At 37.4% G+C, this 23,832-nt stretch carries 18 protein-coding genes and 5 pseudogenes; 13 read left to right on the forward strand and 10 right to left on the reverse strand.

Features of this window, described 5'->3' with window-relative positions:
* The first annotated feature begins 13 nt into the window (after positions 1–13).
* The 7 genes and pseudogenes from V3224_RS10830 to V3224_RS10860 all read left to right on the forward strand — a co-directional run bounded on the left by V3224_RS10830 (position 14) and on the right by V3224_RS10860 (position 4,716).
* Positions 14–984 (forward strand): annotated as a pseudogene (locus V3224_RS10830) (phage protein).
* Positions 984–1,736 carry a Gp138 family membrane-puncturing spike protein gene (locus V3224_RS10835; RefSeq protein ID WP_334470461.1) on the forward strand — a complete coding sequence of 251 codons (753 nt, stop codon included), beginning with the start codon at positions 984–986 and terminating at the stop codon, positions 1,734–1,736. Before V3224_RS10830 ends, V3224_RS10835 begins: the two are co-directional and overlap by 1 nt.
* The gene (locus V3224_RS10840; RefSeq protein WP_334470111.1) at positions 1,737–1,898 is read left to right on the forward strand and encodes a hypothetical protein; all 162 of its coding nucleotides are present in this window, start codon (positions 1,737–1,739) and stop codon (positions 1,896–1,898) included.
* A gap of 13 nt (positions 1,899–1,911) precedes the next feature.
* Positions 1,912–2,265, forward strand: coding sequence for a hypothetical protein (locus V3224_RS10845; RefSeq protein ID WP_334470462.1), 354 nt, complete (start codon positions 1,912–1,914; stop codon positions 2,263–2,265).
* On the forward strand, positions 2,265–3,455 hold the full coding sequence (locus V3224_RS10850) for a baseplate J/gp47 family protein (protein ID WP_334470463.1): 1,191 nt from the start codon (positions 2,265–2,267) through the stop codon (positions 3,453–3,455). The genes V3224_RS10845 and V3224_RS10850 overlap by 1 nt, the downstream gene beginning before the upstream one ends.
* Positions 3,452–4,105, forward strand: a complete 654-nt coding sequence (locus V3224_RS10855; protein WP_334470465.1) for a DUF2612 domain-containing protein — start codon at positions 3,452–3,454, stop codon at positions 4,103–4,105. Before V3224_RS10850 ends, V3224_RS10855 begins: the two co-directional genes overlap by 4 nt.
* Before the next feature lie 8 nt (positions 4,106–4,113).
* On the forward strand, positions 4,114–4,716 hold the full coding sequence (locus V3224_RS10860; RefSeq protein WP_334470467.1) for a phage tail protein: 603 nt from the start codon (positions 4,114–4,116) through the stop codon (positions 4,714–4,716).
* Here the strand turns inward: V3224_RS10860 and istB are convergent.
* The 3 genes from istB to V3224_RS10875 all read right to left on the reverse strand — a co-directional run bounded on the left by istB (position 4,671) and on the right by V3224_RS10875 (position 6,656).
* Entirely contained in the window at positions 4,671–5,432 is a 762-nt protein-coding gene (gene istB / locus V3224_RS10865) for an IS21-like element helper ATPase IstB (RefSeq protein ID WP_334470469.1), read from the reverse strand. The genes V3224_RS10860 and istB overlap by 46 nt on opposite strands.
* Positions 5,419–6,105 (reverse strand): IS21 family transposase, encoded by a 687-nt coding sequence (gene istA, locus V3224_RS10870; RefSeq protein ID WP_334470470.1) that lies wholly within the window; start codon positions 6,103–6,105, stop codon positions 5,419–5,421. The genes istB and istA overlap by 14 nt, the downstream gene beginning before the upstream one ends.
* A gap of 146 nt (positions 6,106–6,251) precedes the next feature.
* Positions 6,252–6,656, reverse strand: a complete 405-nt coding sequence (locus V3224_RS10875; RefSeq protein WP_334470471.1) for a helix-turn-helix domain-containing protein — start codon at positions 6,654–6,656, stop codon at positions 6,252–6,254.
* 257 nt (positions 6,657–6,913) lie between these two features.
* Between V3224_RS10875 and V3224_RS10880 the strand changes: the two genes are divergently transcribed.
* The 3 genes and pseudogenes from V3224_RS10880 to V3224_RS10890 form a co-directional block, all read left to right on the forward strand.
* Positions 6,914–7,180: a hypothetical protein gene (locus V3224_RS10880; RefSeq protein ID WP_334470473.1), complete on the forward strand. Its 267-nt coding sequence runs from the start codon at positions 6,914–6,916 to the stop codon at positions 7,178–7,180.
* A gap of 379 nt (positions 7,181–7,559) precedes the next feature.
* Positions 7,560–7,832 carry a tail fiber assembly protein gene (locus tag V3224_RS10885; protein ID WP_334470881.1) on the forward strand — a complete coding sequence of 91 codons (273 nt, stop codon included), beginning with the start codon at positions 7,560–7,562 and terminating at the stop codon, positions 7,830–7,832.
* A gap of 162 nt (positions 7,833–7,994) precedes the next feature.
* Positions 7,995–8,084, forward strand: a pseudogene (locus V3224_RS10890) (tail fiber assembly protein); the annotation flags it as partial.
* A 31-nt stretch (positions 8,085–8,115) separates the two neighbouring features.
* Here the strand turns inward: V3224_RS10890 and V3224_RS10895 are convergent.
* From V3224_RS10895 to hcp, 4 genes and pseudogenes are all read right to left on the reverse strand, one after another.
* Positions 8,116–9,111, reverse strand: a complete 996-nt coding sequence (locus V3224_RS10895) for a glycosyltransferase (RefSeq protein WP_334470475.1) — start codon at positions 9,109–9,111, stop codon at positions 8,116–8,118.
* A gap of 321 nt (positions 9,112–9,432) precedes the next feature.
* A complete protein-coding gene (locus V3224_RS10900) occupies positions 9,433–10,728 on the reverse strand; it encodes a dicarboxylate/amino acid:cation symporter (RefSeq protein WP_334470477.1) in 1,296 nt (431 codons plus the stop codon).
* A gap of 663 nt (positions 10,729–11,391) precedes the next feature.
* Positions 11,392–12,944 (reverse strand): annotated as a pseudogene (cptA, locus tag V3224_RS10905) (phosphoethanolamine transferase CptA).
* Positions 12,945–13,688: 744 nt separating this feature from the next.
* Positions 13,689–15,305 carry a hydroxylamine reductase gene (gene hcp / locus V3224_RS10910; RefSeq protein WP_334470478.1) on the reverse strand — a complete coding sequence of 539 codons (1,617 nt, stop codon included), beginning with the start codon at positions 15,303–15,305 and terminating at the stop codon, positions 13,689–13,691.
* A gap of 25 nt (positions 15,306–15,330) precedes the next feature.
* On the opposite strand from hcp, the pseudogene V3224_RS10915 reads away from it, so the two are divergent.
* Both V3224_RS10915 and crcB read left to right on the forward strand, forming a co-directional pair.
* A pseudogene (locus V3224_RS10915) lies at positions 15,331–16,538 on the forward strand (IS256 family transposase).
* 796 nt (positions 16,539–17,334) lie between these two features.
* Positions 17,335–17,718: a fluoride efflux transporter CrcB gene (crcB, locus tag V3224_RS10920; RefSeq protein ID WP_334470480.1), complete on the forward strand. Its 384-nt coding sequence runs from the start codon at positions 17,335–17,337 to the stop codon at positions 17,716–17,718.
* 30 nt (positions 17,719–17,748) lie between these two features.
* Here crcB and hemB read toward each other — a convergent pair whose 3' ends face one another.
* From hemB to V3224_RS10935, 3 genes and pseudogenes are all read right to left on the reverse strand, one after another.
* Positions 17,749–18,726, reverse strand: coding sequence for a porphobilinogen synthase (gene hemB, locus V3224_RS10925; protein ID WP_334470482.1), 978 nt, complete (start codon positions 18,724–18,726; stop codon positions 17,749–17,751).
* Positions 18,727–18,866: 140 nt separating this feature from the next.
* Positions 18,867–20,284: pseudogene (locus V3224_RS10930) on the reverse strand (Na+/H+ antiporter NhaC family protein).
* 26 nt (positions 20,285–20,310) lie between these two features.
* Complete coding sequence (locus tag V3224_RS10935) at positions 20,311–21,456, reverse strand: trans-sulfuration enzyme family protein (RefSeq protein WP_334470484.1); 1,146 nt, start codon at positions 21,454–21,456, stop codon at positions 20,311–20,313.
* A gap of 1,859 nt (positions 21,457–23,315) precedes the next feature.
* On the opposite strand from V3224_RS10935, the gene V3224_RS10940 reads away from it, so the two are divergent.
* Complete coding sequence (locus tag V3224_RS10940; RefSeq protein ID WP_052044885.1) at positions 23,316–23,801, forward strand: winged helix-turn-helix domain-containing protein; 486 nt, start codon at positions 23,316–23,318, stop codon at positions 23,799–23,801.
* Positions 23,802–23,832 lie beyond the last annotated feature (31 nt).

A 23,832-nucleotide genomic window follows, 5' to 3' on the forward strand; every position in this document is an offset into this window, starting at 1 on the left:
TGAATCTATCGCCATGTCAAAAAACTGGATACGAAAATGCTCACTGATTGTCTCCGATGAAAAGGGTGAAGGCATTGAGCTATCGGATTTTCGCGCCACCTTTAATATTACGTGGGCTGACACAACTTTCCCGCGCGTCGCTATTTTTAAAGTTTGGAATTTAAAAAAAGAAACCGTCAGCAAAATTCAAGCGAAGGAATTTGTCAATATCCAGTTGATGGCGGGCTATCAAGACAATATCGGTCTGATATTCACCGGAAAAATTCGCTATACGATTTCAGGTAGAGACAATCCCACCGATACGTTTGTGATTGTTCAGGCGATTGATTCGCACGAGGCATATGACTATGCGACGCTTAATACCACGTTAAGCGCAGGGCATACACAGGCAGAGCAACACAATACGTTACTAACAGGTGTTGCCCCTTACGGAATTGTCAAAGGCGTAACGCCTGAATTTGATAACACCCGTTTTCCTCGGGGGAAAGTCTATTTTGGTATGGTGCGAGACGCAGCAGATAATCTGGCTGGGCAATGCCTTGCCTCATGGCAATACATTAACGGGCAGCTTGTGATGGTGCCAGAAAATAAGTACGTTCAAGAGGTAATAGTGCTTAATAGCGCCACCGGCTTGATTGGCTTGCCGCAACAAACGATTGAGGCGGGGGTGAATGTGCGGTGTTTGATTAACCCAAACATTCAAATCAATGGGCTTATCCGTCTTGACCAGACGTTAATCTATCGCACGATGTTGCCAAATAGTGATATTGCCTTAGGATACAGCAAGTTAAGTGAAAACGATGACGGCGGCTTACGGCAACCCAAGGCGCTGTTTCACAACCGGCCAGTCTTTCCACCGATGGGGATTATATTGTGAAAAACATCACGTATACCGGTGATACGCGCGGCAAGCCGTGGTATATGGACTTGGTGTGCATTGCCAAAGGGTCAAATGACCGAATCGATATTAAAAAGGTGGGATAATGACTATTTCCGTATCAGAGCGTATCGGTGACCCGCAGCAATTACTACAGGTATTTCGCCATACGATTTCATCACAACTGCGCGTCGCAATGCCAGGCATTATTCAGTCATTCGATGCCAATAAAGTCACTTGTGTTGTACAGCCAGCGATTAAGGGAGCCTTGACCGATAGCCAAGGACAGGGGCAGTCGGTGAATTTGCCCCTGCTAGTTGATGTACCGGTAATATTCCCGCGCGGTGGCGGTGTCACAATGACCTTCCCCATCAAAAGCGGTGATGAGTGTCTGGTGGTCTTTGCGGATAGATGCATTGATTTTTGGTGGCAAAATGGTGGGATACAAGAAGCCATTGACCCAAGACAGCATGATTTATCGGATGCATTCGCTTTTATCGGTCCACAATCGCAGGCGCAAAAGATAAGCAACATCAATGAGAGTGCCATGCAGTTAAGAAGTGATGATGGCGCAACCTATTTTGAAGTAAACCCGACAACGCAAAAAATGAAAATTGTTGCCCCAAACGGGCTTGAGATCGTCACCCCAGATGCTATTTTTTCGGAGAGGGTGACCATTAAAGGATTACTCAGTTGGTTGGGCGGCATGGTCGGTTCAACGGCCTCAGGTGTGGCCGTAAAAATTACCGGTGCGATTGAATTTTTGGGCGCATTGACATCTAATGGCAAACGGATTGATGACACGCATCCCCACAAAGGCCTCAAAGCCGGTGGGGAGAGTTCAGGTGAGGTAAATTAAATGAAAGAAAGTGTTAACATTTTTTTTGGCGGTTCTTATTTGCACAAACTAAAAACCGCATGGCGACTCCTGGGCGTGATTTTTTTATTAATTCTTAATGATGAGCCTTCTCTCAAGTTGGAAGACATCAAGGTAGTTGAGAAAAATAAAAAGCAACAGTAAAAGGGTTCTATTGATGCGTTATCGACGAGAAACAAATGGGGGCGATTACAGCTTTGGGCAAGGCGATAACACGTTTTTAACCAACAGCCCTGATGCCGTCGCCCTGGCGATTAAAACCCGTTTGTCCCTCTGGCAGGGACAATGGTTTTTAGACAGCGAAGAAGGGATGCCCTGGTTGCAATCGGTATTAGTTAAGCCTTATTTGGAGGCTTACGGTATGACTATCAAACAGCGCATATTGGATACGCAGGGCGTAACCACGTTAACCGATTTCAATGTCAATCAAAATTCAACCACACGAAAACTGACCATCACCGCAAAAGTACAAACCCAATACGACGAAACTCTCTTTATCCGCGAGGCATAATGTTAAATCTTGATACATTAGCGTTGTCAGCGAAAGTGACTGACGACGGCATCAGTGCGCCGGATTATCAGACCCTACTGATGCGATTAACCGATTTTTTTCATGAAATTTATGGGCAGGATGCGTATTTAACGCCGGATAGCAAAGACGGCCAGATGATAGCCATTTACGCACTCGCCATTCACGATGCCAATAATGCGCTCATCGCTACCTACAACAGTTTTAGCCCTAATACGAGTAAAGGCGCTGCACTATCAAATAATGTGGCTATCAATGGCATTTTCCGGCATGCATCGGGGTATTCCAATGTGGATGTGGTATTAACGGGTCAGGTGGGTACGGTGATAAAAAATGGCCGTGTGCGCGATAAAAACGGCAATATCTGGCGGTTACCGGAAACGGTTACGCTCGATACGCACGGCGAAGCGACGGTGACGGCGGTTTGTCTGGTTACGGGGAGCGTCACCGCATTAGCGGGTGAAATTACCGAGATAGCTACGCCCACGCGGGGCTGGCAGACGGTGAATAATCCCAAACCCGCAACACAAGGCAGACCGATTGAAACGGATAACCAGTTACGGGAGCGGCAACGAAAATCCGTATCACTGCCGTCACGCACGGTACTGGAAGGCATACAGGGCGCGATTAGCCTAATATCAGGGGTAACCAGGCAGCGCGGTTTTGAAAATGATACCAGTAAAACGGATAAAAACGGTATTTCTCCGCATTCAATCGCCATGATAGTCGATGGTGGCGATGTGAACACGATTGCCAACGCAATCGCGCAAAAGAAAACCCCAGGGGCAGGCACGTTTGGTGATACCGCCGTGACCGTGAAAGACCGTTATGATATGCCAATTACGATTCGCTTTTCCCGTCCTAAAACTGTCGATGTGCACGTTGAAATCGACTTAACCGCCTTTTTAGGTTTTACCACGCTCACCGGTGATAAAATCCGACGTAAAGTTGCAGACTATATCAACCAACAACTCATTGGCGACAATCTGTATCTGACCCGTCTTTATTCACCAGCAAATCTGCCCGCTGATGAAGAAGGGAAAACGTTTGATATCACCGCGATAAAAATCGGACGGACAGAAGAAACGGTCAAAGAAGCCAATTTACTTGTTGCGTTTAATGAAGCCGTCAGTTGTCGTGAGAATAACGTCAAACTGGTGGTGACCTCATGAGAGATTACACCGAGTACATTACCCCGCAACATCGTCAAGCGGAAAAGTTTACGCAACATATCGCGCTGATGACACGCGCGGTAAGTGATATTTCAGCCTTAGCCTCACAGCTTAATGCGTTTTTCAGTATCGATACGGCAACGGGTAAACAGCTTGACGCGGTCGGTGAATGGATAGGCTTATCACGTTTTGTCAAAACGCCGATAAAGGGGGGCTATTTTTCACTGGATACGGAAAAAGTGGGCTTTGACCAGGGGAGCTGGAAACGGCGCTTTGATGCCGATAGTGGCTTTACCGAACTGGATGATGAAACCTACCGCTTTATATTGAGAGCAAAAATACGCGCAAATCACTGGGACGGCACAAGCGAGATGCTCTCAGAAATTTATCAGGGCGTTATCCCTGATGAAACGGTAAAAATCTTTTTTATCGACAATCAGGATATGTCGATGGATGTGTATCTCACCGGTGGCGTCATACCGGAAGTGACAAAAGCAGTTATCAAACAGGGTTATCTCAATATCAAGCCAGAAGGCGTAAGACTCAACGCCTATACCGGTTCCGAAGGGGATAACGGCATTTTTGGGTTTGATGTGAATAATCGTTATATCGACGGGTTTGACGTCGGTAGCTGGTCAGTAAAATTATAGGAATAATCATGGCAAAAAATGAGATTTTACCGTTTGCAATTGCAGACGGCGCTAACGTATTGCCGGCGGAGGAGTATCAGAAACTCCCTGCGCGCAACAATGGGTTTAGTGCGGGGGTGGCACGTTCGCAAGAACTCAATACCGTCTGGCGACAGGCATCGATGATTGCGCATGTGGTGGCGCAATTCATCGCTGAAACCAATAACAGTGATGTACTCGATGACGGCAACGTCGATAAACTGAAAGCCGGACTCATCAGTGCCTTATCGAAAAATGTGAATAATACGGTACCCGTAGCAACAAAGACCGTAGCAGGGATAACGAAACTCAGTAGCGCCACGAATAGCGATGATGAAACGCTGGCTGCCACCCCCAAAGCGGTCAAAATTGCTTATGACTTAGCGAAGACGGTGAGTATAGATGAAATCAATAAGAAACTGGATAAAGCAAGCGTATTACAAACGACAGGTGATGCCACTGATAAAGTGATAAGCCAAAATGTCAACGATCACCGAAAACTGATCCACTTTTTAGCTAAATCCGATCAATCAAAATTGATCCACTTTTACTCAGTCATTGCTCCTGAGCGCCGCTTATCTTTCAATCGATAGCTTTCACCGCTTAATTGCAGTACATTCGAATGATGAAGTAAACGAGCAAGCATAGCGGCAGTTAATGTTGCGTCATCAGCAAAAGCATTTGGCCATTGCCCAAATGATAAGTTACTCGTCAATATGACACTGCCATGCTCATAACGCTTGGCAATCACATTGAAAAACAGGTTTGCTTCTTCTCGCCCAAACGGCAGGTATCCAATCTCATCGATAATCAACAATTTCGGGGCCATCACCGAACGTGATAGATATTGTTTGAGCTTATTTTGTCGTTTGGCAGTTGAGAGTTGCAACATCAGTTCAGCTGCCGTGGTAAAGCGGGTTTTCTTCTTGGCCTGTACTGCTTTTAATCCTAACCCAATAGCTAAATGCGTTTTGCCTACACCGCTTGGGCCAAGCAACACGACATTTTCATTACGTTCAATAAACGTTAATGCGCTTAATTCCTGTATGTGTTGTTTGGGGATCCCCGTTGCAAACTTAAAATCGAACGTATTAAGTTCTTTATGTGCTGGGAATCCTGCCATCCGACTCAAAAGATTACGGGTTCGTTCATCTCGTTGTTGTTGCTCACATTTTAATAGGGACAGTAAAAACTCTCCGTAGCTTTTGTCTTGGGCAATGCATTGTTCGGCAAGTGATGACCAATGAGTCGGAATAGAATTTAATTTCAATGACTCACACAGGTGTTCAATTTGTTCATGCAATAACATGTTCACCTCCCAGCAATGCTTCGTATACGCTGATTGAGTGTTGCAAACTGACAGATTCAAGGGGCGGTACGATACGGATATTAAGCGTATCAGTCTGCGGGATAGATTGGCAAACCCTTGCTGGTAAGGGTAGAAGATACTTAACTTCCTTAGCTAGTCTATCTGCTGGCTTCTCTAACGTTGTTCCATGAATCCGCTGATGGGCAACGCGTTGTAACCAGGGCCCCACTCTTGCATTAGCTATCTCAATATCCAGTTCAAGATTATGAGCACGAAGGTCGGTATTTAATGGTACGATAAAGCTGTTTTTTAAATAGTGGTTAAAGCGCTCTACTTTCCCTTTAGTTTTTGCCCTGTAGGGCTTGCAAGCACACAATTTAAACCCGTAATCTTTCGACATTTGAAGCATTTCGACATGTAATTTATGTTCACCTTCTGCATAAGCATCCCGTTCGATGATGAGGGATTTTGCGTTATCACACAATATTTCCTGTGGTACACCACCAAAATAGTCGAAAGCTTCTCGTAAACCTTGTTGCCAGGATTCTGCTCGTTCATTATCAAAGAACTTTACATAACTCGCACGCGAATAGCCTAGCGTTGCACCAAACGCTTTTAGTGATTTTTTACCTCGCCGGATGCTGGTGAAGTCGATTTGCCACGAGTTTCGCACCAATAAAAAAACGCGCTATTTTTAAGTTTAATTCAGCATGATATATAAATAGACAAAACCTTATAAATTAAATACAAATTATTGTAATTTAATAAAATTTATGTGTTTTAGTAACTTACAGATTAACCATTGCTTTTAAGCCATTTCTAGAACTTTATATGCCTGTGCGAAACTCGTGTTTGCATTTGTTGACCTGGCTGTGTTTCAAAACGGACGACAGCTTCGGGAACAATGCTTGGTTTAAATTGACAAACAAATCGGCGTAATTGAGGAATACCGCCTTGATAGCCGCTTTCAACTACTTCATCAAATAAGACTGTTGCAGGGATCCAATCAGGTTTAGCCAGTTCAATTCGCTGAAGCAAATAAGGTTTAAAGGGTGCTAATTTAGTCGGTTGTTGACTTCTTTTAGCATAAGTTGGCATTGTCTGTTGTTGTAAATGATGTTTTACGGTGTTACGGGATATGCCCAATTCACGGGCAATTTTTCGAAGGCTTTGTCCTTGTGCAAAGCGAACATGAATATCCACAAATATCTCCTTGGTTAACATAAATTATCCGTACAAAAATGTGCGAATAATACCAAGTGGATCAGTTTTAGATGATCGTTAGTGGATCAGTTTTGCATGATCGGTGACACCAAAAAGCCTGTGACGACAATTATGCCAAAAAGAATTCTGGGAAACCCCTTAAAATAGGTAGGCTTAACGTTGAATCGCCCACAGGTGATACACTCTTTAACTTAGGCGGAACAAACGGTTCTAGCGGTTCTGAATTCGCCTATGTCAGAAGTTCAAAAAGAACGCAGGTGCATGATACGGGTACAAAAACAACGGTTTTATTTCCACAAAAATCCGGTGAACTTGCCTTATCTTCTGATTTTATTAGTAATATCCGTAGAGGAGCTAGATTTCAATCACCTGACACCAGCGAATGGGGACCAAAGGAATGTCCATCTGGGGGTGTGTTAACTCAGGTTGTCCATAAAGCTGGCACGCCATATGGTGTTAATAATTGGTATCGCCCACTCCAAATATTTAACGGTCAATGGCAAACATTAGCGGGAGATGTATAGTGCAATTAAATAACTTTAAACGGTATGAACCTGAGGGCATCCCCGATAGGATTAAGGTTCAATATTTTATATCCGAAGATGGAACTGATTTTTACAATTCATTTAACTCTTTTTCAAAGAAATATAAACAGGAGTTTCGCACGGGCATATAAAATTCTAGAAATGGCTTCAGAACAATAATTAATCTGTAACTTGCTAAGACGTATAAATTTACTTAAATTACAATAAGTTATTTTTAATTTATGAGATTTTTTCTATTTATATATTATGCTGAATTAAACTTAAAAATAGAGCGTTTTTTTATTGGTGCGAAACTCGTGATAAAATAGGTTTCGACCAAAATGGAATCATTAGGACAATCTCTGAGGATGTTTCAGCAATTTATCCTCATGAATTATCAATAGTTGATATTGAAGAATTACCAGATGGTTTCAATATTGATGAAAAATGGGTATATACCAATGGTGAAATTGAGCGTTATCAATTAACAAAAAAAGAATTAATTAAACAGGCTGAACAAAATAAATCATTCTTAATGAATAACGCAAATATGGCAATTACCCCTTTGCAGGATGCTGTAGATTTAGATATGGCGACTGAAGAGGAAAAAGTGAAACTTACACGAGTTTCGCACAGGCATATAAAGTTCTAGAAATGGCTTAAAAGCAATGGTTAATCTGCAAGTTACTAAAACACATAAATTTTATTAAATTACAATAATTTGTATTTAATTTATAAGGTTTTGTCTATTTATTATATCATGCTGAATTAAACTTAAAAATAGCGCGTTTTTTTATTGGTGCGAAACTCGTGACTTAAAGAATGGAAAAAATATCGCGTGCTACTTAATCGTATAGACACATCGGCTCCACCGGATATTGAATGGCCTAAGAAACCTATTTAGTTCGATAAGTATTTAGTGCAGTTAATTTTTCTCACCATATTTTTTTACATAAGTAGTGTAAATAGTTATTAAATGCCGTTAAATATCTTTTTTGATATAATGCGTGCTTAACACTGTATTTTGATAGATGTGCATTTCCGGCATTTTTAAATGGAATACTTTTCCAAGGAGAGGCATTTTTAGCTATGATGAATGGTTGAGTTAATGCTGGATTTGCCCATTTATGCCAAGGCTTTGTATGACCTATATAGTGTATTAATATAGAATTTTCTATAATTTTTCTTTTTATATTACCCTTCATTTCGTCATCTAAGCTATAAATTGTATTCCATTTTTCTTTTAAGAAGATCACTTTATCTATCAATAATAGATTAAGTACATCTTGATCAAGAAATGGATATTTTTTTTCTAACAACAAGTTAATAGCCTGTTTTGATATGTTTTCTTCATGCCATTGCTGAATATTCATTAATAAACATCCAGCGTTAAAATATTTTTCACCCTTACTATTGGCATCTATTGACGTAAATTTAGCCTTCCCTCCTTCCTGTACGCAAGCGGCTATTTTATTATTTTTGATAGTAATTTGAGTTAACTCAATTATATTTCCATTACAAAAGATATCAGCGTCTAGATAAAGCAATTTGTTAATATTTGAGGACAAATAATCTACAATAATAAACCTAAAATAAGTAGCATATGACCAGCTTTTGGTTGTTGGTAGCTTTTTCAATTCTTCACATTCAATAAGATATATAGTTATTTTGGTGTCATATTGTTTAGCTAACTGTGAGAATAAAATTTTCTTTTCTTCGTCAAAAAAATCAGTGAATATATGGAAATGAAAATCTATATCTTTGTTATGCACTAGTATCGAAGTGATAGAGACTCCAGCACCGAATAGAAAGTTTTTGTCTACTCCATAAGCTACATTGAAGGCATCGTTTGAATACTTTAATTCTTCCTCAGCCAGATTAATAACTTTCGTTACCAATTTAGTAATTTGAAGCTCGTTTTTATTAATCATTATTCACCTTTAAACAACTCAGTCCCATCACAGGGGCATCATATTAGCAGCGTTGGAGGAGGTTGTTAACTATTAGTTGTTGGTTGCAGGTAAGTGGCTTTGTGTGAGATTGTGGTTTTGTTCTGAGAATTAGTGCGAAGACAGTACGTAAAGGGTGAAAAATAAATTTGTACATAATTGTGTATATAAAAATAAATTAAAATGAATTTATTCTAATTAACTTAATGATTATTAATTTTTAATTAATGTCATTTCTTAAGTAAATAAGTCGCGCCTATAGGCGCGTCTTGTTGTGCTATTTGGCTGGAATATTATCTATTATTAAGATTTCAAACTAATTTTATCAGTAAAAAGATTATCAGATTTTTCTTTCGGTGTGCCTCGGCAACCGTCGCCATAGTGTTCACCTTCCCAGCGACCAACCAGTGCCGATCCCATGGCATTACTCATGACATTCGTTGCTGAACGTCCCATATCTAAGAAAGTATCAATACCCATTAATAAAATTAAGCCGGCTTCTGGAATATTAAATTGGCTTAGTGTCGCTGCAATAACGACCAACGATGCCCGTGGTATACCAGCCATACCTTTAGATGTCAGCATCAAAATCAACAACATAGTGATTTGTTCACCCATACTTAAATGGATATTACATGCTTGACCGATAAAGATAACTGCAAATGAACAATAAGCCATTGAACCAACAAGGTTGAATGAGTAACCAATTGGTAAAACAAAGCTAGCAATCTTATTAGAAATACCAAACTGTTCCAGTTTTTCTAAAGTACCCGGAAAAGCCGCTTCAGAACTTGAGGTGGTGAAAGCGAGTAAAGCCGGTTCCATGATGTTTTTGACTAAGCGTAAAATGCATGGGCCAACGATTAACACCGATACCCCAATTAAGATCACCCAGAGTAACGCTAGAGTAAAGTAAAATTCTCCCATAAAAATGCTAGTACTGATCAGTACACTCAATCCGCGTTCAGCAATCATGGCTGAGATAGCAGCAAAAACAGTAATAGGGGCAAAAAGCATAATATAGCTTGTCAGCTTCAACATTACGTAAACCAGTGAATCTAGAATTTTAATAATCGGTTCACCTTTTTTACCTATGGCAGATACGCTGCATCCCATAAAAATTGAGAAAATTACAATCTGTAAAATCTCATTACGCGACATCGCATCAATGATACTAGTAGGTATAGCATGGGCAATAAAATTGTGGAAAGAAAAGGTGGTTGGTTCGATATTTGTCACCGTTGAATTGGTCTCTGCCACGAAATTGATACCTACTCCTGGTGTAAGAATATTAACAATAACCAGGCCAATGGTAATTGAAATGAAAGAAGCAACCATGAACAGTAACAATGTTTTTGAGAAAACTCGGCCTAAGGTTTTGGCGTCACCCATTTTGGCGATCCCGAGGATCAAGGTTGAAATAATTAATGGTGCAATAATCATTTTAATCAAACGCAAAAAAATATCTGTAATGATCGAAATATTTTTGGCGTAGCTGGCGGTTATTTCTGGATTGGTGAATGAATTTAATGCAAATCCAACTATTATCCCGGCGATCAGGCCTACAATAATCCAAGTGGTTAAACTTTTCGATTTCATAATGATTCCGTTTTAGTCAGGCCGGTATTAGATCTCATATTATTTAACAAGCCCTGAATTAGTATTTCAGTGTTATTACCTAAGTTATCCTTTCCTTTAATTGTGTTAAATAAATGTATTTAAAATGAGAAATAATATCGATTTGTTTTTATCGAAATTGATACAATATCCTGGTATAGATACATGTTTAGTATCAAGTTAAATGAATGTTTATATTGATTATTTGTTATTTAATTAAGTGTTAAATTTCATGTCAAAAATGATTTACGTTATTTATTATTAGGCACGTTAGTATTTTTATTTTGTCTGCAATACTACAGTGTAGAATGATAACCATAACAGTATTAAAGTGAACAAACCATATAATTTAATGAATAATTTTAAATTTTGTGACTTAACAAGTTAATATTATTAGTTTATTTAATTAATAAAATGTTCTAGTAATAGTGGCTATTCGACTTTTTTTACCATTTTTAACTAATAATTTAGCTTTTTAGTTATTGATTAATTGATATCTTAAACAAAAGTACGTTACTAACGAATTGTTTGAAAACTGGCCAGTTTAAAACTGGTTATCAGATATGATTTGTATTTATAAATTTTATGATTAATGGTGTAACTCTCCCCTAAGAATTAACCCGGGGAGAGGAATAAATGAAAGGACTATTTTTTTAGTTGATCATAGGTTTTTAGTGGTTGCTGTTTGTTATAAGGATCACCAATATAACGGGGAGAAGGTTGAAAATCTTTGTTAATGACACTTTTACTTACATCCAATCCATCATAATCAAGCCCGGCTAAATCTGACCAAGTGTGAATCAAATGCATAATACTATAGGGCCTATTTACCATGGTATCTAAATGGCGTTGGTGAGTATTAATCCATTGGGTTGATTGCCAGATAATAAAAGGGATCTCATACATAGGACGGGTTGGTGCTGCTTCATTACGACCTAAAATATGGTGTGGCGGTGTGTCAAAAACCTCTTCGCCATGATCAGAAAAATAGACCAAAAAACTGTTTTCGTTAGATGCAGTAAAATCTCTGATTAGTGATGCCACTACCTTATCGTTGAAGTGTTGTGCACTATCATAGTCGTTATAATCGGCTTGATCACTTTTAGCCAAATTGGTGGGCATAGTATCTGTTTTATTATCAAATATTCCCTCATCTTTAGGGTAACGATAGGCATATTTCATATGGATGCCAAGTAAATGGACAATGATGAATTTCTTTTCTGCTGGATCTTTTAAGACTTCATTGAATGGTGCTAATACTGATGTGTCATATTGGCGCGAAAATGCGGTTAACATCGTATTACGCTGAGTTATGGTTTGCTGATTGGTGATCCAGAAAGTTTTATAACCCGCTTGCTTCATCATATTCATTAACGAAGGAGCTGTTTTATAAAGTTCTGGGTGTAATTGATCGGCAAAAGTTAATGCTTGTTGTAACACTTCGATAGTGTAAGGGCGTGAGGTAACTACATCGTTGAATACTTTGAAATTATTTGGGTATTGTGCTTTTAATGCGCTTAATTGTGGTGTTGTTTGGCGGCCATATCCATATAAACTCATACGGTTTCGACTTGTCGATTCACCAATGACTAACACTAATGTTCTTGGAGTAGCGCCATTATTATCAATCAAATTTTTTAAAGGGGGGATTTTAGCATTGTGGGTTAAAATAGCTTCCATATTAGTAAGCTGATTTTGATAAAGAAAATAACCGCTAATAAATTGCCAAGGAGCAGCATAAGCCATCCTGGCATTTAAATCACGAGTTTCGCACCAATAAATAAACGCTCTATCTTTAAGTTTAATCCAGCATAATATATAAATAGACAGAATCTTATAAATCAAAAGCAACTTATTGTAATTTAATAAAATTCATGTGTTTTAGTAACTTGAAGATTAATCATCGATTTTAAGCCATTTCTAGTATTTTATACGCCTGTGCGAAACTCGTGACTTTGTGAAAACTGTTGGCCATAAACAATATAATAGGCCAAGGCGATGGCAGAAGATAGCCAGAGAAAAATGCCTATAATGGCGGCAACCAATTTGATATGGCGAGAAAAAAACAGTGCAGGAATGAGCCAAAGAGTGCTGTATAAAAGGGAATCTCTTAGACCAATGGTATTACTTTGACCGGTTGTTACAACAATGATTTGAATAACTGTAGAAAAATAGAGAAAAAAGACAAGCAACCAGATAAAGGCTACTAAGTTATTTTTTTATTTGGTGAAGAATTAAACATATAATTTATGCTCATCAATTTTGGTTTTTTTAACATAAGGTGTTATGTATTATTTTCATTATCAGCTAGTTTGGCGGCTGATAATTTTTTGAACATTAAACGAAATAGAAATAATTGCAACAAAAATATTGTTACCTTTAAGCAATTGTTGGGAATATGTTGCCAGTTTTTTGGTTGGAAAAAATTATATTTTAATTTGACTAACATCATAGTCAATTATTTTTGTTTTTTATAATAAATATAAAAAATACGGTAATAATAACAATAGTAAGTTTTTTTGTGACAAAATAAATAAAATTCAATCTTCTTTTTGCATCTTTTATCTGTTTTGCCGAAAGTATTAACTAAACGATTTATTGGGTTAATTTGGGGAATTAAATATATTGATAGCTTAAATTTAATATTTATAATTAGTGTTTAGAAAAATTTATATTTAACTAGAGGGATTGTAATAAAAAATTAAACCGGCGAAATAGAATATTATTGAATAATAATTATTTGTGTAAAATAGATATTATTAATAAAAAACATTTTATTGTGAAATTTATAATAAAAAAATTTATTAAAAGATTAATAATAATGTAAGTGAAAACAATAAAGTTACCGCCATTGGTAAGGTATTGAAGGCGCGAGCGTTAAACAAAGGTGCGGCCCGCTGCCGTTCCCTGGCATTAATTGTATCTATTGATATCTTTTATTCTTATGCAGACAGCAATTGCCACATATCCTGCTCCACATTAGTGATTTTTCTTAAACCAAATTTTTTCTCGAAGATAGTGAGCAAATCTGGCGTCAAGAAAGCGGGTGTCGTTGGGCCAATTATGATGTTAGTTATGCCAATTGACAGCAAGGTGAGTAAAATAGCAATCGCTTTTTGCTCAAACCAGGAAAAAACCAGTGATAGTGGTAGATCATTCACGTTACACGATAATTTTTTCGCCAGCTTGGTGGCAAGAATAATTGCACCATAAGCGTCATTAAATTGACCAACATCGATTAAGCGTGGTAAGCCTGCTATTTCACCAAAATCCAATTTATTAAAACGATATTTACCACAAGCTAAAGTTAGAATTATACAATCATTTGGCACATGAGTGGCAAAATTGGTAAAATAGCTACGATTAGCGCGCGCTCCATCACAACCACCTACTAGAAAGATACGGCGTAATTTTTTACTGTTGATTAACTCAATTAGTGTATCTGTTGCATCCAGCAGAGTGTGGCGACCAAAACCAACTGTAATCTTATGTTCAATTTCACTATATGGGAATCCTGCCATCTGCTGTGCCATAGCAATCACGGGGCTAAAATCGTTACCTTCCAAATGGTTTATCTCTGGCCATCCAACAATACTGCGGCTCCAGATACGATCGGAATAGTTGCCAACAAATGGATCGATAATACAATTTGATGTCATAATAATGGGGCCGGGGAACTGGGCAAACTCGATTTGTTGATCCTGCCAGCCACCTCCATAGTTACCGGCCAGATGTTTGAACTTATGTATTGCTGGGTAGCCGTGTGCTGGTAACATTTCACCATGGGTGAAAATATTAATACCTGTACCTGTAGTCTGTTGCAATAAGTTGTGTAGATCTTTCAGATCATGGCCAGAAACTAGAATACATTTACCTGCAATGGGTTTTACGTTAACTTGAGTGGGTATTGGGTGGCCATAAGTGTCAGTTGCACCGGCATCTAAAATGCCCATTACCTTAAAATTCATCTGACCAATTTCCATTGCACATTGAAATAAGGCATCCATATCAGATGGCAGGCTACCTAACCATGCCATAATTTTATGGTATTGGTAGTAAATATCGTTATTGTATTGACCGAGAACTCTGGCATGCTCCATATAAGCCGCAGCACCTTTCAAACCGTACAGACAAAGCAGACGTAAACCAAGAATATTTTCACCAATCACCTCTTTATCTTTATTTAGTGCGTACTCTGCTGCTTGATACTGTAACTCGCTAGGATCGTCACTGAATAACTGCAGTTCGGCCATTGGATGATTTATAATAATCGTTGGATCTTTAGCTAAGCATTGGATTTTCAGTGCCTCACGTTTTTCACGTGTATAGGCAATGATACGCGAAGAGTCAAAATTTACATTAGTTAAAGTAGAAAAAAGGATGCGCGGTGAAAAGTGGTTGACTTGATGATCAATGATACCATTTTGATAAGCTTTAACTGTCCATGCCGATAGACCCTGTAGCGCAGCGATCAATAGATCTTGTAAATCAGATATTTTACCACATACACCAGAGCCTGTACATAAATTTGTGTAATTGCCTGATTTTGATATGTTCAATCCAGCATCAAATGAAGGTTAATTTATGGACGAAAAACAATTGCAGGCTCTGGCTAATAAATTGGCCAAAAATCTCAAAACCCCTGACGATCTCAGCCAGTTCGATCGTCTGCTGAAGAAAATCAGCGTTGAGGCGGCTCTCAACGCCGAAATGTCCCACCATCTGGGCTACGATAAAAATCAGCCCAAACCGGGTGCCAACTCCCGCAACGGCTATTCCACAAAGATCGTTACCACCGGCGATGGTCCTCTGGAACTACGCACTCCGCGCGATCGTGACGGTTCTTTCGAACCGCAACTGGTGAAGAAAAACCAGACCCGGATCACCGGAATGGATAACCAGATTTTATCGTTGTACGCCAAAGGGATGACCACCCGCGAGATAGCGGCTGCGTTCAAAGAACTGTATGACGCGGATGTCTCACCGGCGCTGGTCTCGAAGGTCACCGATTCCGTGATGGAGCAGGTTACCGAATGGCAAAATCGCCCACTGGATGCAGTCTATCCTATTGTTTATCTTGACTGTATCGTCCTGAAGGTCCGGCAGGACAGTCGCGTCATCAATAAATCCGTGTTTCTGGCCCTGGGTATCAACATCGAAGGTCAGAAAGAACTGTTGGGATGTGGCTGGCCGAAAACGAGGGCGCGAAGTTCTGGCTCAGTGTGCTGACAGAACTAAAAAACCGTGGTCTGAACGATATCCTCATCGCCTGTGTCGACGGTCTGAAAGGCTTTCCGGACGCCATCAACACCGTGTATCCGGAAGCCCGCATTCAGCTGTGCATCGTGCATATGGTGCGTAACAGCCTGCGGTTCGTCTCCTGGAAGGACTACAAAGCCGTCACACGCGACCTGAAAGCCATCTATCAGGCTTCCACGGAAGAAGCAGGCCAGCAGGCGCTGGAAGCGTTCGCCAGCGCATGGGACAGCCGCTACCCGCAGATAAGCCGGAGCTGGCAGACAAACTGGGCCAACCTGGCGACGTTCTTCGCTTACCCGGCAGACATCCGCAAGGTGATCTACACAACGAATGCCATAGAGTCGCTGAACAGCGTGATCCGGCATGCCATCAAAAAGTGTAAGGTGTTCCCGACGGATGACGCAGTGAAAAAGGTGGTGTGGCTGGCAATCCAGGCAGCGTCACAGAAATGGACAATGCCGCTGAGAGACTGGCGTATGGCGATGAGCCGCTTTATTATCGAGTTCGGTGACCGCCTGGACGGTCACTACTGAGAAAAGGCATTTACACAGAATCGTGTACAGGGTCCATACACCACGAGTATAAATACAGCCATTGCCAGCTGGACTGCACATTGTTTGCTCACATTGCACACAAAACATGTTAACTCCATTAAATTTGCATTTTATATGCATGTTTATACTATACTTGAGCTTAAGCAGTTAAAAATATATTTTTAAAACAACTTGATAGGAAATTGATTTAGTACAGTTTTGGCGTTAAAGGGAATGCATCTAACAGTAATAATAGTATAAACAACCAACAATTTTGCTTTTTATTATCATTGAACATCACGCTTCTAATATTAGTTAAGTTAGCGACAGCGTTAATATCTAGGGTAGTGACGGCTAGGCATCTATCATTAACCACTATTAAGTAAAATATCTATCTGTTTATCACTATACTTTCATTTTCATTGATGGGTATTAATGCAACCATAATGGTATTTTTACGCTTTAATTAATGCCTCTACTTTTAATCATTAAGTTTTATACTTAAGCGCTAATTGACCACTGTTGCCAACGGGAAACGCAAAAGTTATGGTGGCAAATGAAAAGAGATAACTATATTGAGGTATACACTTTAAGTCATTTTAACTTATCACGATTAATGCGATCAAAGACGTGAATTTAGGCGGTAGGGTGGCATAATTTCCAGCTATTGGGAATACTAATAAATTATTATTGTATTATTTACTATTAATTATTTGTTATATCAAGGCGATTGCTACTATAGAAAAAATGGCACAAAATATTGCTGATGATGTGTTCTATTGGATGAAATAAATTTATGATTAAAATCTTTTTGGCGATCTCAATAGGCTCTGCGCTTGGTGGTATCTCACGTTGGCTTTTGTCAACCAAATTAAATCCATTAATTGCACTTTTACCATTAGGGACTTATCTGTCAAATGTTATTGCTAGTTTTATATTAGGTCTTGCTTTTGCTTATTTTGCTAACCATTATACCTTATCACCTGAGTGGCGATTGATGGTAATGACCGGTTTTTGTGGTGGTTTATCAACTTTTTCTACCTTTTCATTGGAAGTTATGCTCTCCTTTCAGCAACAGCCCTACTATCATGGATTTTTGGAAATCTTAATTCATGTGGTTAGTACCTTATTGGTAACTTACCTTGGTATAGTGATTTATCAATTAATTCAGAATCGCTAGCATCTGACAATTTTTGTCAACCTAAATTGCTTAAAGACACTCTTTTTCTGCTAAATCTAACGCAAAATAGCTCAAAATCAGATTAGCACCGGCACGTTTGATGGCACCTAATGTTTCTAGCGCAACATCGATTTCATTAATCGCGCCTGCTTGAGCAGCAAATTTAATTTGGGCATATTCACCGCTGACCTGGTAAGCTGCTAATGGCAGTTCAGTTCGCTCACGAATATCACGAATAATATCGAGATAAGCACCAGCAGGTTTTATCATTAAAACGTCAGCGCCTTCTTGCTCATCTATCAATGATTCTCTAATTGCTTCATGACGATTCATTGGATCCATTTGATAACTTTTGCGATCACCAATTAAGCAAGAACCTGCCGCTTCGCGAAAAGGGCCATAAAGGTTAGATGCAAATTTGGTTGAATAGGACATAATACCGGTGTTAGTAAAACCTGCTTTATCCAGCGCCCCACGAATTGCCCTGACTTGCCCGTCCATTGCGGCAGAGGGCGCAATAAAATCAGCACCAGCATTTGCCGCAGTGACTGCTTGTCGGCCGAGGTTGAGTAATGTTGCGTCATTATCAACGCCATTGCTACCTAAAACACCACAGTGGCCGTGGGAGGTGTATTCACAAAAACAAGTATCTGACATGACTAGCATATCGGGTACGCTATCCTTGCAGGCTTTTGACATACGGGCAACTAAACCATTCTCTTGCCAGCTATCGCTACCTGTTTCGTCAAGATGATGGGAAATACCAAATAACATCACTGACTTGAGCCCGGCTTTAGCGATCCGTTCGATTTCATAAGGTAATTTGTGTTCCGGGATACGAAAAACCCCAGGCATAGTTGCAATAGGCTGATAATCTTTAATTTCTTCTTCCACGAAAATGGGCAATATAAGATCATTTAGCGTTAAAATTGTTTCTTTAAATAAAGCGCGAACTGTTTCTGTTTGACGTAATCGCCTTAAACGACGAATAGGCTGTTGATATTGCACACCTTCTCCTTGCTATTGTTACATAAATTATAATTAATCATATAATTTTTTTAATAATATTTGCATCGTATTATAAATGCTATTAATTCATCTTACATCTTTAATTGATAGCGCTGTTTCTCTATGCATGCCATTTTGTCTTATTGGCTGAATCCTAAATAGAGATAAATAATTAATACGATTATTGCGGTAACAATAGCATAAGGCATCTGGGTTCTGATATGTTCAATATGATCGCAATCAGTCGCCATTAAAGCAACGATGGCGTCGCTAGAAATTGGCGAAGTCATATCACCAAAAATCGAGCCGGTAATTGCTGCTCCGATCATTAATTCGGTAGGCATATTAACGGAAAGCGCTAATTGCACGCCAATTGGGATCATAATAGCAAAAGTTCCCCATGAAGTGCCGGTTGCTAATGACATGATAGCGCTGATTAAGAAAATGAAAGCTATCGAAAACCCTGCCGGCAACACGCCTGAAGAAATTTGTGCAATATAAGCACCAGTATTAAGATCGGCAGAAACATTGCCCATTAAAAAAGCTAAAATCATCACTGAGCTAATTTTGATCATGCTGGCGTAACCGATATAAATTTCCTTAAAGAAACTTTCGATCGTCAAAATGCGGCGGGCTAAAAACCAGATAAACGAGACTAAAGTACCAAATAAACTGCCCAGTAAACTGAGGTTGAGCCACTGCCTTTAGTGAAATCGCCATTACCGGTGATATATAGAGCGATAGGTACCATTAAAACCGTTGCCAGAATAGGAATAAAAAAGTTCAATACAGTGTTGGTTGCTGGATGATCAATGACTTCCTCATCAGTAATGGAAGATGGCTGATGAGATCGATGTTGATTGGCAATCGCTTTTTGTTCAGCTATTTTCATCGGCCCCCATGAATAATCGGTGAGGATATAAAATAGTACTGAAGCTAGTGATAACCAAGCCATAATATTATATGGCATAGCGGTAGCAAGAATTTCGAATGGGTCGCCAGAAATAAAACCTTTAGAGATTTGTACGCTAATAGCCCCCATCATGGCTGCTCCCCAACCATTGATCATGACAGAAGAACATACAGAGACACCAGAGGTTTGAATAATATAGGCCATTTTTTCTGCGGAAACACCATAATATCTAGCAATATTTTTAGTGGAAGCACCAGCGACTAATTGATTAATAGAACTCTCAATAAAAATGATTATTGAAATAAACATGGCTAGCAGTTGAATTGCTTTTTTATTTTTTATTAAACGCGTTTTATTGGTTAGTAAATATACTAAACTTCTAACACCGCCGGTGACGCTAATTAACCGCATAATTCCGCCAATTAACAAAATAAAAATAATAGTTTGTGTATTGCCGGGGGAGGCAAAAGTAGCAATAATTCCTGTTAGTGTTGCTTGAATGCCTAACAAAATATTGTGATCGTTAATAACGGTATAACCAACTAAAATACCTATCAATAATGATAAGATCACTTGACGTGTTATTATCGCGAGTATAATAGTGATAAGCGGCGTAATTACTGTCCAAATTCCGTAGTCATTCATTGCGATACCCTGTCTCTAGCTGAGTATTAAAAATTAAGTGCTTGCTCTAAATCGTTAAGTAGATCGTCAATATCTTCTATCCCTACGGATAGACGTAATGTTGTATTGTAAATGCCCATTTTTACTCTTTCATCTTCAGTCATAGCGGCATGGGACATGGTTGCTGAATGATTTACCATGCTTTCAACACCACCTAATGACTCAGCCAGAACAAAATATTGCAATTTGCTGATAATATTTTTTACGTTATCTCGATTGCCATTAATGTTAATGGTAACAACAGCGCCACCAGTTTTCATTTGTGTCTGACAAATATGATACTGGGGATTATCTGATAGCCCTGGATAGTATACTTTTGTGATATTACGATGATTATTTAAAAACTTGGCAATTGTCAGTGCATTAGCGCATTGTCTTGTCATGCGAAGATCTAAAGTTTTTAATCCCCTTAATGCAAGATAAGCATCAAAAGGTGAAGCAATAGCACCGATGGTTGTTTTAATAGCATCAATTTTATCGGCTATTGTAGATTGATTAGTGATAACCGCGCCACCGATTAAGTCTGAGTGTCCGCCTATGTATTTACTGGTAGACAACATGACAATATCAGCGCCTAATTCAAGGGGTTTTTGATTCCAGGCAGTAGCAAAAGTATTATCGACACAGGTTATGATGTTATTTTCTTTTGCCAACTGACAAATTTTACTGATATCAACAAGTTCTAATAGCGGATTAGTAGGGCTTTCTATCCAAATCAGACGGGTATTATTGCGTAAATGCTGTTTGACTAGTTGGAGATTATTGAGATCAATATAATCAACTTGATGACCACTTGTTTCTTTGATTAACTTTTCAAATATACGGTAAGTACCGCCATAGACCCCTTGCATGGCAATAATATGAGAGTTTTGTGGTAGCAAATTTAATACTAGTAATGTTGCAGCGACACCCGATGCGGTTGCGGTAGCATAAATACCCTTTTCAATATCGGCAAGTAACGTTTCGTATGCATAGCGAGTTGGATTTTTAATTCTTGAGTAGCTAAATTCACCATTTACATCAATATTTTGTTGAATAAAACTACTTGCTGTGGTGATAGTGGGGAAAAGCGCATTATTAGCTTTATCAAGCTGGTTTCCACCATGAATTAAAATAGTTGAAAATTTTGCCATTATAATCCTTATATTTTTTTCTAATCAGTGTTAATTCATTATATGACAATAAGTATAGTTGTATAAATGGATAGAATTACAATAGATTCGTGTTAACCAAAGGGTCTATTTGATATATTTGTACTATTACACGAGTTTCGCCCAGGCCTATAAAATTCTAGAAATGGCTTAAAAGTAATGATTAATCTGCAAGTTACTGAAATGCATAAATTTACTTAATTTGCAATAAGTTATATTTAATTTATAAGTTTTTATCTATTTACATATTATGCTGAATTAAACTTAAAAATAGAGCGTTTTTTTATTGGTGCGAAACTCGTGTATTATATTTATCCTACACCAATATGCTAAGGAGTAATAGCGTATTTTATAAAATAACAAATATTTTATATTTTATTTATTTCTCGTTAATATAATATATATTTTGTTTTTATAATATTAAATTACTAAAAATGTGGTATTTATAATGGTAGATTGGTAAATAAGAAATATTACAACTTAAAAGAAAATATAGACTTCATAATATTCTTATGAATTATTTTTTAAAATAATCTATTCTTTTATTTTCATTACGTCTTGATATTGATTTTTTATATGAAAATCAACTAAGTATTTCCAAACAAAAATAAAATATTGTTATATTTTTGTTTGCATAATCATAATGTAAGTTAAATTTTATTGTATGAAATTTTTATTCACAATATAAAATAAATTTCTATTTATCATGTAAGATGGAAGAATCATATTTTGATTTTATTTTAGTGTTAAAATCTATTAATGATAGCTTATAAAGATAATTACTATCATTAATTAGTGCTTATAGAAAATTAAAAAATAGCTTAAAAATAAAATTATCACTTACAATAAAAGGAACGTGGCTATTTAGTGGCTAGTTGAAGCGGTAAAGAATAGCTAACTTTTATAGAGTGAACGAAATATTAGTTATTAAAATTTAAGTTTATTTTTATACAGCAAAAAAATTAATGATAAGAAAAATTGGAGCATTAAAAGATGATGAATTAATTAGTTGTGAACAAAAGCCTGCAGTACATATCAAATATATATTTATTGGTATAATTTTGCATTGAAAGGGGAAGAAGTATCTTATATCTACTTTTGTTTAAAAAACAAACATAAATAGATTGAGATATCATTAAAAATATTTAATAAACTATTTTATTAGTCAATAAATTAATGTTGAGTGTAAGTAATAATAAATTTATAACAGTAGATTTTATTTGATAAAATATTTAGAAATAACAAAATAAATTTATTATCAAATAAAATATCAAAAAAGAATATTTTATTGTGAAAGTTTAAAAAATATTTATTATTAGATAATAAAATGTTTCATTTTGGATAATTTTAAGCATTAAATGTTATTGTTAAATTAAGAATGCATTGATTATGTTTATTTTTTGATACATAAATAAAAAATATTATAATATTCTTTATTATCAATTAGTTATTAAGATGTTTATTTTTTGATAGTTTTAGGCTATCAATAATGCGTAAACGGATCGATAAAAACAAATTGCATAATTGAGGTAATATGACTTTAATCTTTTCTTGTAATAGATAACTATTATAATATATTATTATACTTCCTATATATTTTATTATTTAAAAATCATCCTGATGCATGTTTTCATTAGCGGAGTTAAGTAATGGAATTAAAAAATTTAAATTTATTCATATTAGTGGTAAGAGTTGTTTAACCTTCAATCATTTTATTTAATGTAAATAATAAAAAATCTGTAGAATAACGGATAGTGTAGAGCAATTTTATTATGGATACCCTTTTCAAGGATGGCTATTAATTAGACTATTAAATAAAGTTGTAGAAGAGGATGCTTATTATGAAACATCAAGATTTAGTTTTTCAATTTTTAGATTATCGATTGCATTGCAATGAAATGCTGATGAAAAATGGAGAAATTATTGCAGTACCACCTAAAGAATTAAGGGCATTAAGTTGTCTAGTGGCTAATAGTAAAAAGATTATAAAGAAAGATGATATCGTTGCTTATGTTTGGCAAGGTGGCGAAGTAAAAGATGAATCAGTTGTTCGTTGCATATATTCATTGAGAAAATTGTTTAAACAGGAAAATTTGATTATAACCATTTATGGTAGAGGATATTGTTTTAATAGTGATGTAAAACTTATTGATTTAAATGCAAAGAATGATTATTTATACGAAATTCCTAACCATGATAAGCGGCAAAGTGGGCTTTATATGCAAAGTATTGGTAGAATATTACCTGTATTCAAAGAGGGTATTTGTTCTTCAAATACAATAAAGGATAGTTTTCAGCGTTTAACATTGAACATTAAATGTAAATAGTCATGATTTCGTCATAATTTGGTTGTGATCT

Source organism: Arsenophonus sp. PmNCSU2021_1 (genome assembly GCF_036919435.1).
Taxonomy (GTDB): Bacteria; Pseudomonadota; Gammaproteobacteria; order Enterobacterales; family Enterobacteriaceae; genus Arsenophonus; species Arsenophonus nilaparvatae.

Bases quoted from the DNA above. Each gene is read 5' to 3' on its own strand.
- V3224_RS10835 (WP_334470461.1), top strand. From the start codon at position 984: ATGACTATTTCCGTATCAGAGCGTATCGGTGACCCGCAGCAATTACTA.
- V3224_RS10840 (WP_334470111.1), top strand. From the start codon at position 1,737: ATGAAAGAAAGTGTTAACATTTTTTTTGGCGGTTCTTATTTGCACAAA.
- V3224_RS10845 (WP_334470462.1), top strand. From the start codon at position 1,912: ATGCGTTATCGACGAGAAACAAATGGGGGCGATTACAGCTTTGGGCAA.
- V3224_RS10850 (WP_334470463.1), top strand. From the start codon at position 2,265: ATGTTAAATCTTGATACATTAGCGTTGTCAGCGAAAGTGACTGACGAC.
- V3224_RS10855 (WP_334470465.1), top strand. From the start codon at position 3,452: ATGAGAGATTACACCGAGTACATTACCCCGCAACATCGTCAAGCGGAA.
- V3224_RS10860 (WP_334470467.1), top strand. From the start codon at position 4,114: ATGGCAAAAAATGAGATTTTACCGTTTGCAATTGCAGACGGCGCTAAC.
- istB (WP_334470469.1), bottom strand. From the start codon at position 5,432: ATGTTATTGCATGAACAAATTGAACACCTGTGTGAGTCATTGAAATTA.
- V3224_RS10875 (WP_334470471.1), bottom strand. From the start codon at position 6,656: ATGTTAACCAAGGAGATATTTGTGGATATTCATGTTCGCTTTGCACAA.
- V3224_RS10895 (WP_334470475.1), bottom strand. From the start codon at position 9,111: ATGATTAATAAAAACGAGCTTCAAATTACTAAATTGGTAACGAAAGTT.
- V3224_RS10900 (WP_334470477.1), bottom strand. From the start codon at position 10,728: ATGAAATCGAAAAGTTTAACCACTTGGATTATTGTAGGCCTGATCGCC.
- crcB (WP_334470480.1), top strand. From the start codon at position 17,335: ATGATTAAAATCTTTTTGGCGATCTCAATAGGCTCTGCGCTTGGTGGT.
- V3224_RS10935 (WP_334470484.1), bottom strand. From the start codon at position 21,456: ATGGCAAAATTTTCAACTATTTTAATTCATGGTGGAAACCAGCTTGAT.
- V3224_RS10940 (WP_052044885.1), top strand. From the start codon at position 23,316: ATGAAACATCAAGATTTAGTTTTTCAATTTTTAGATTATCGATTGCAT.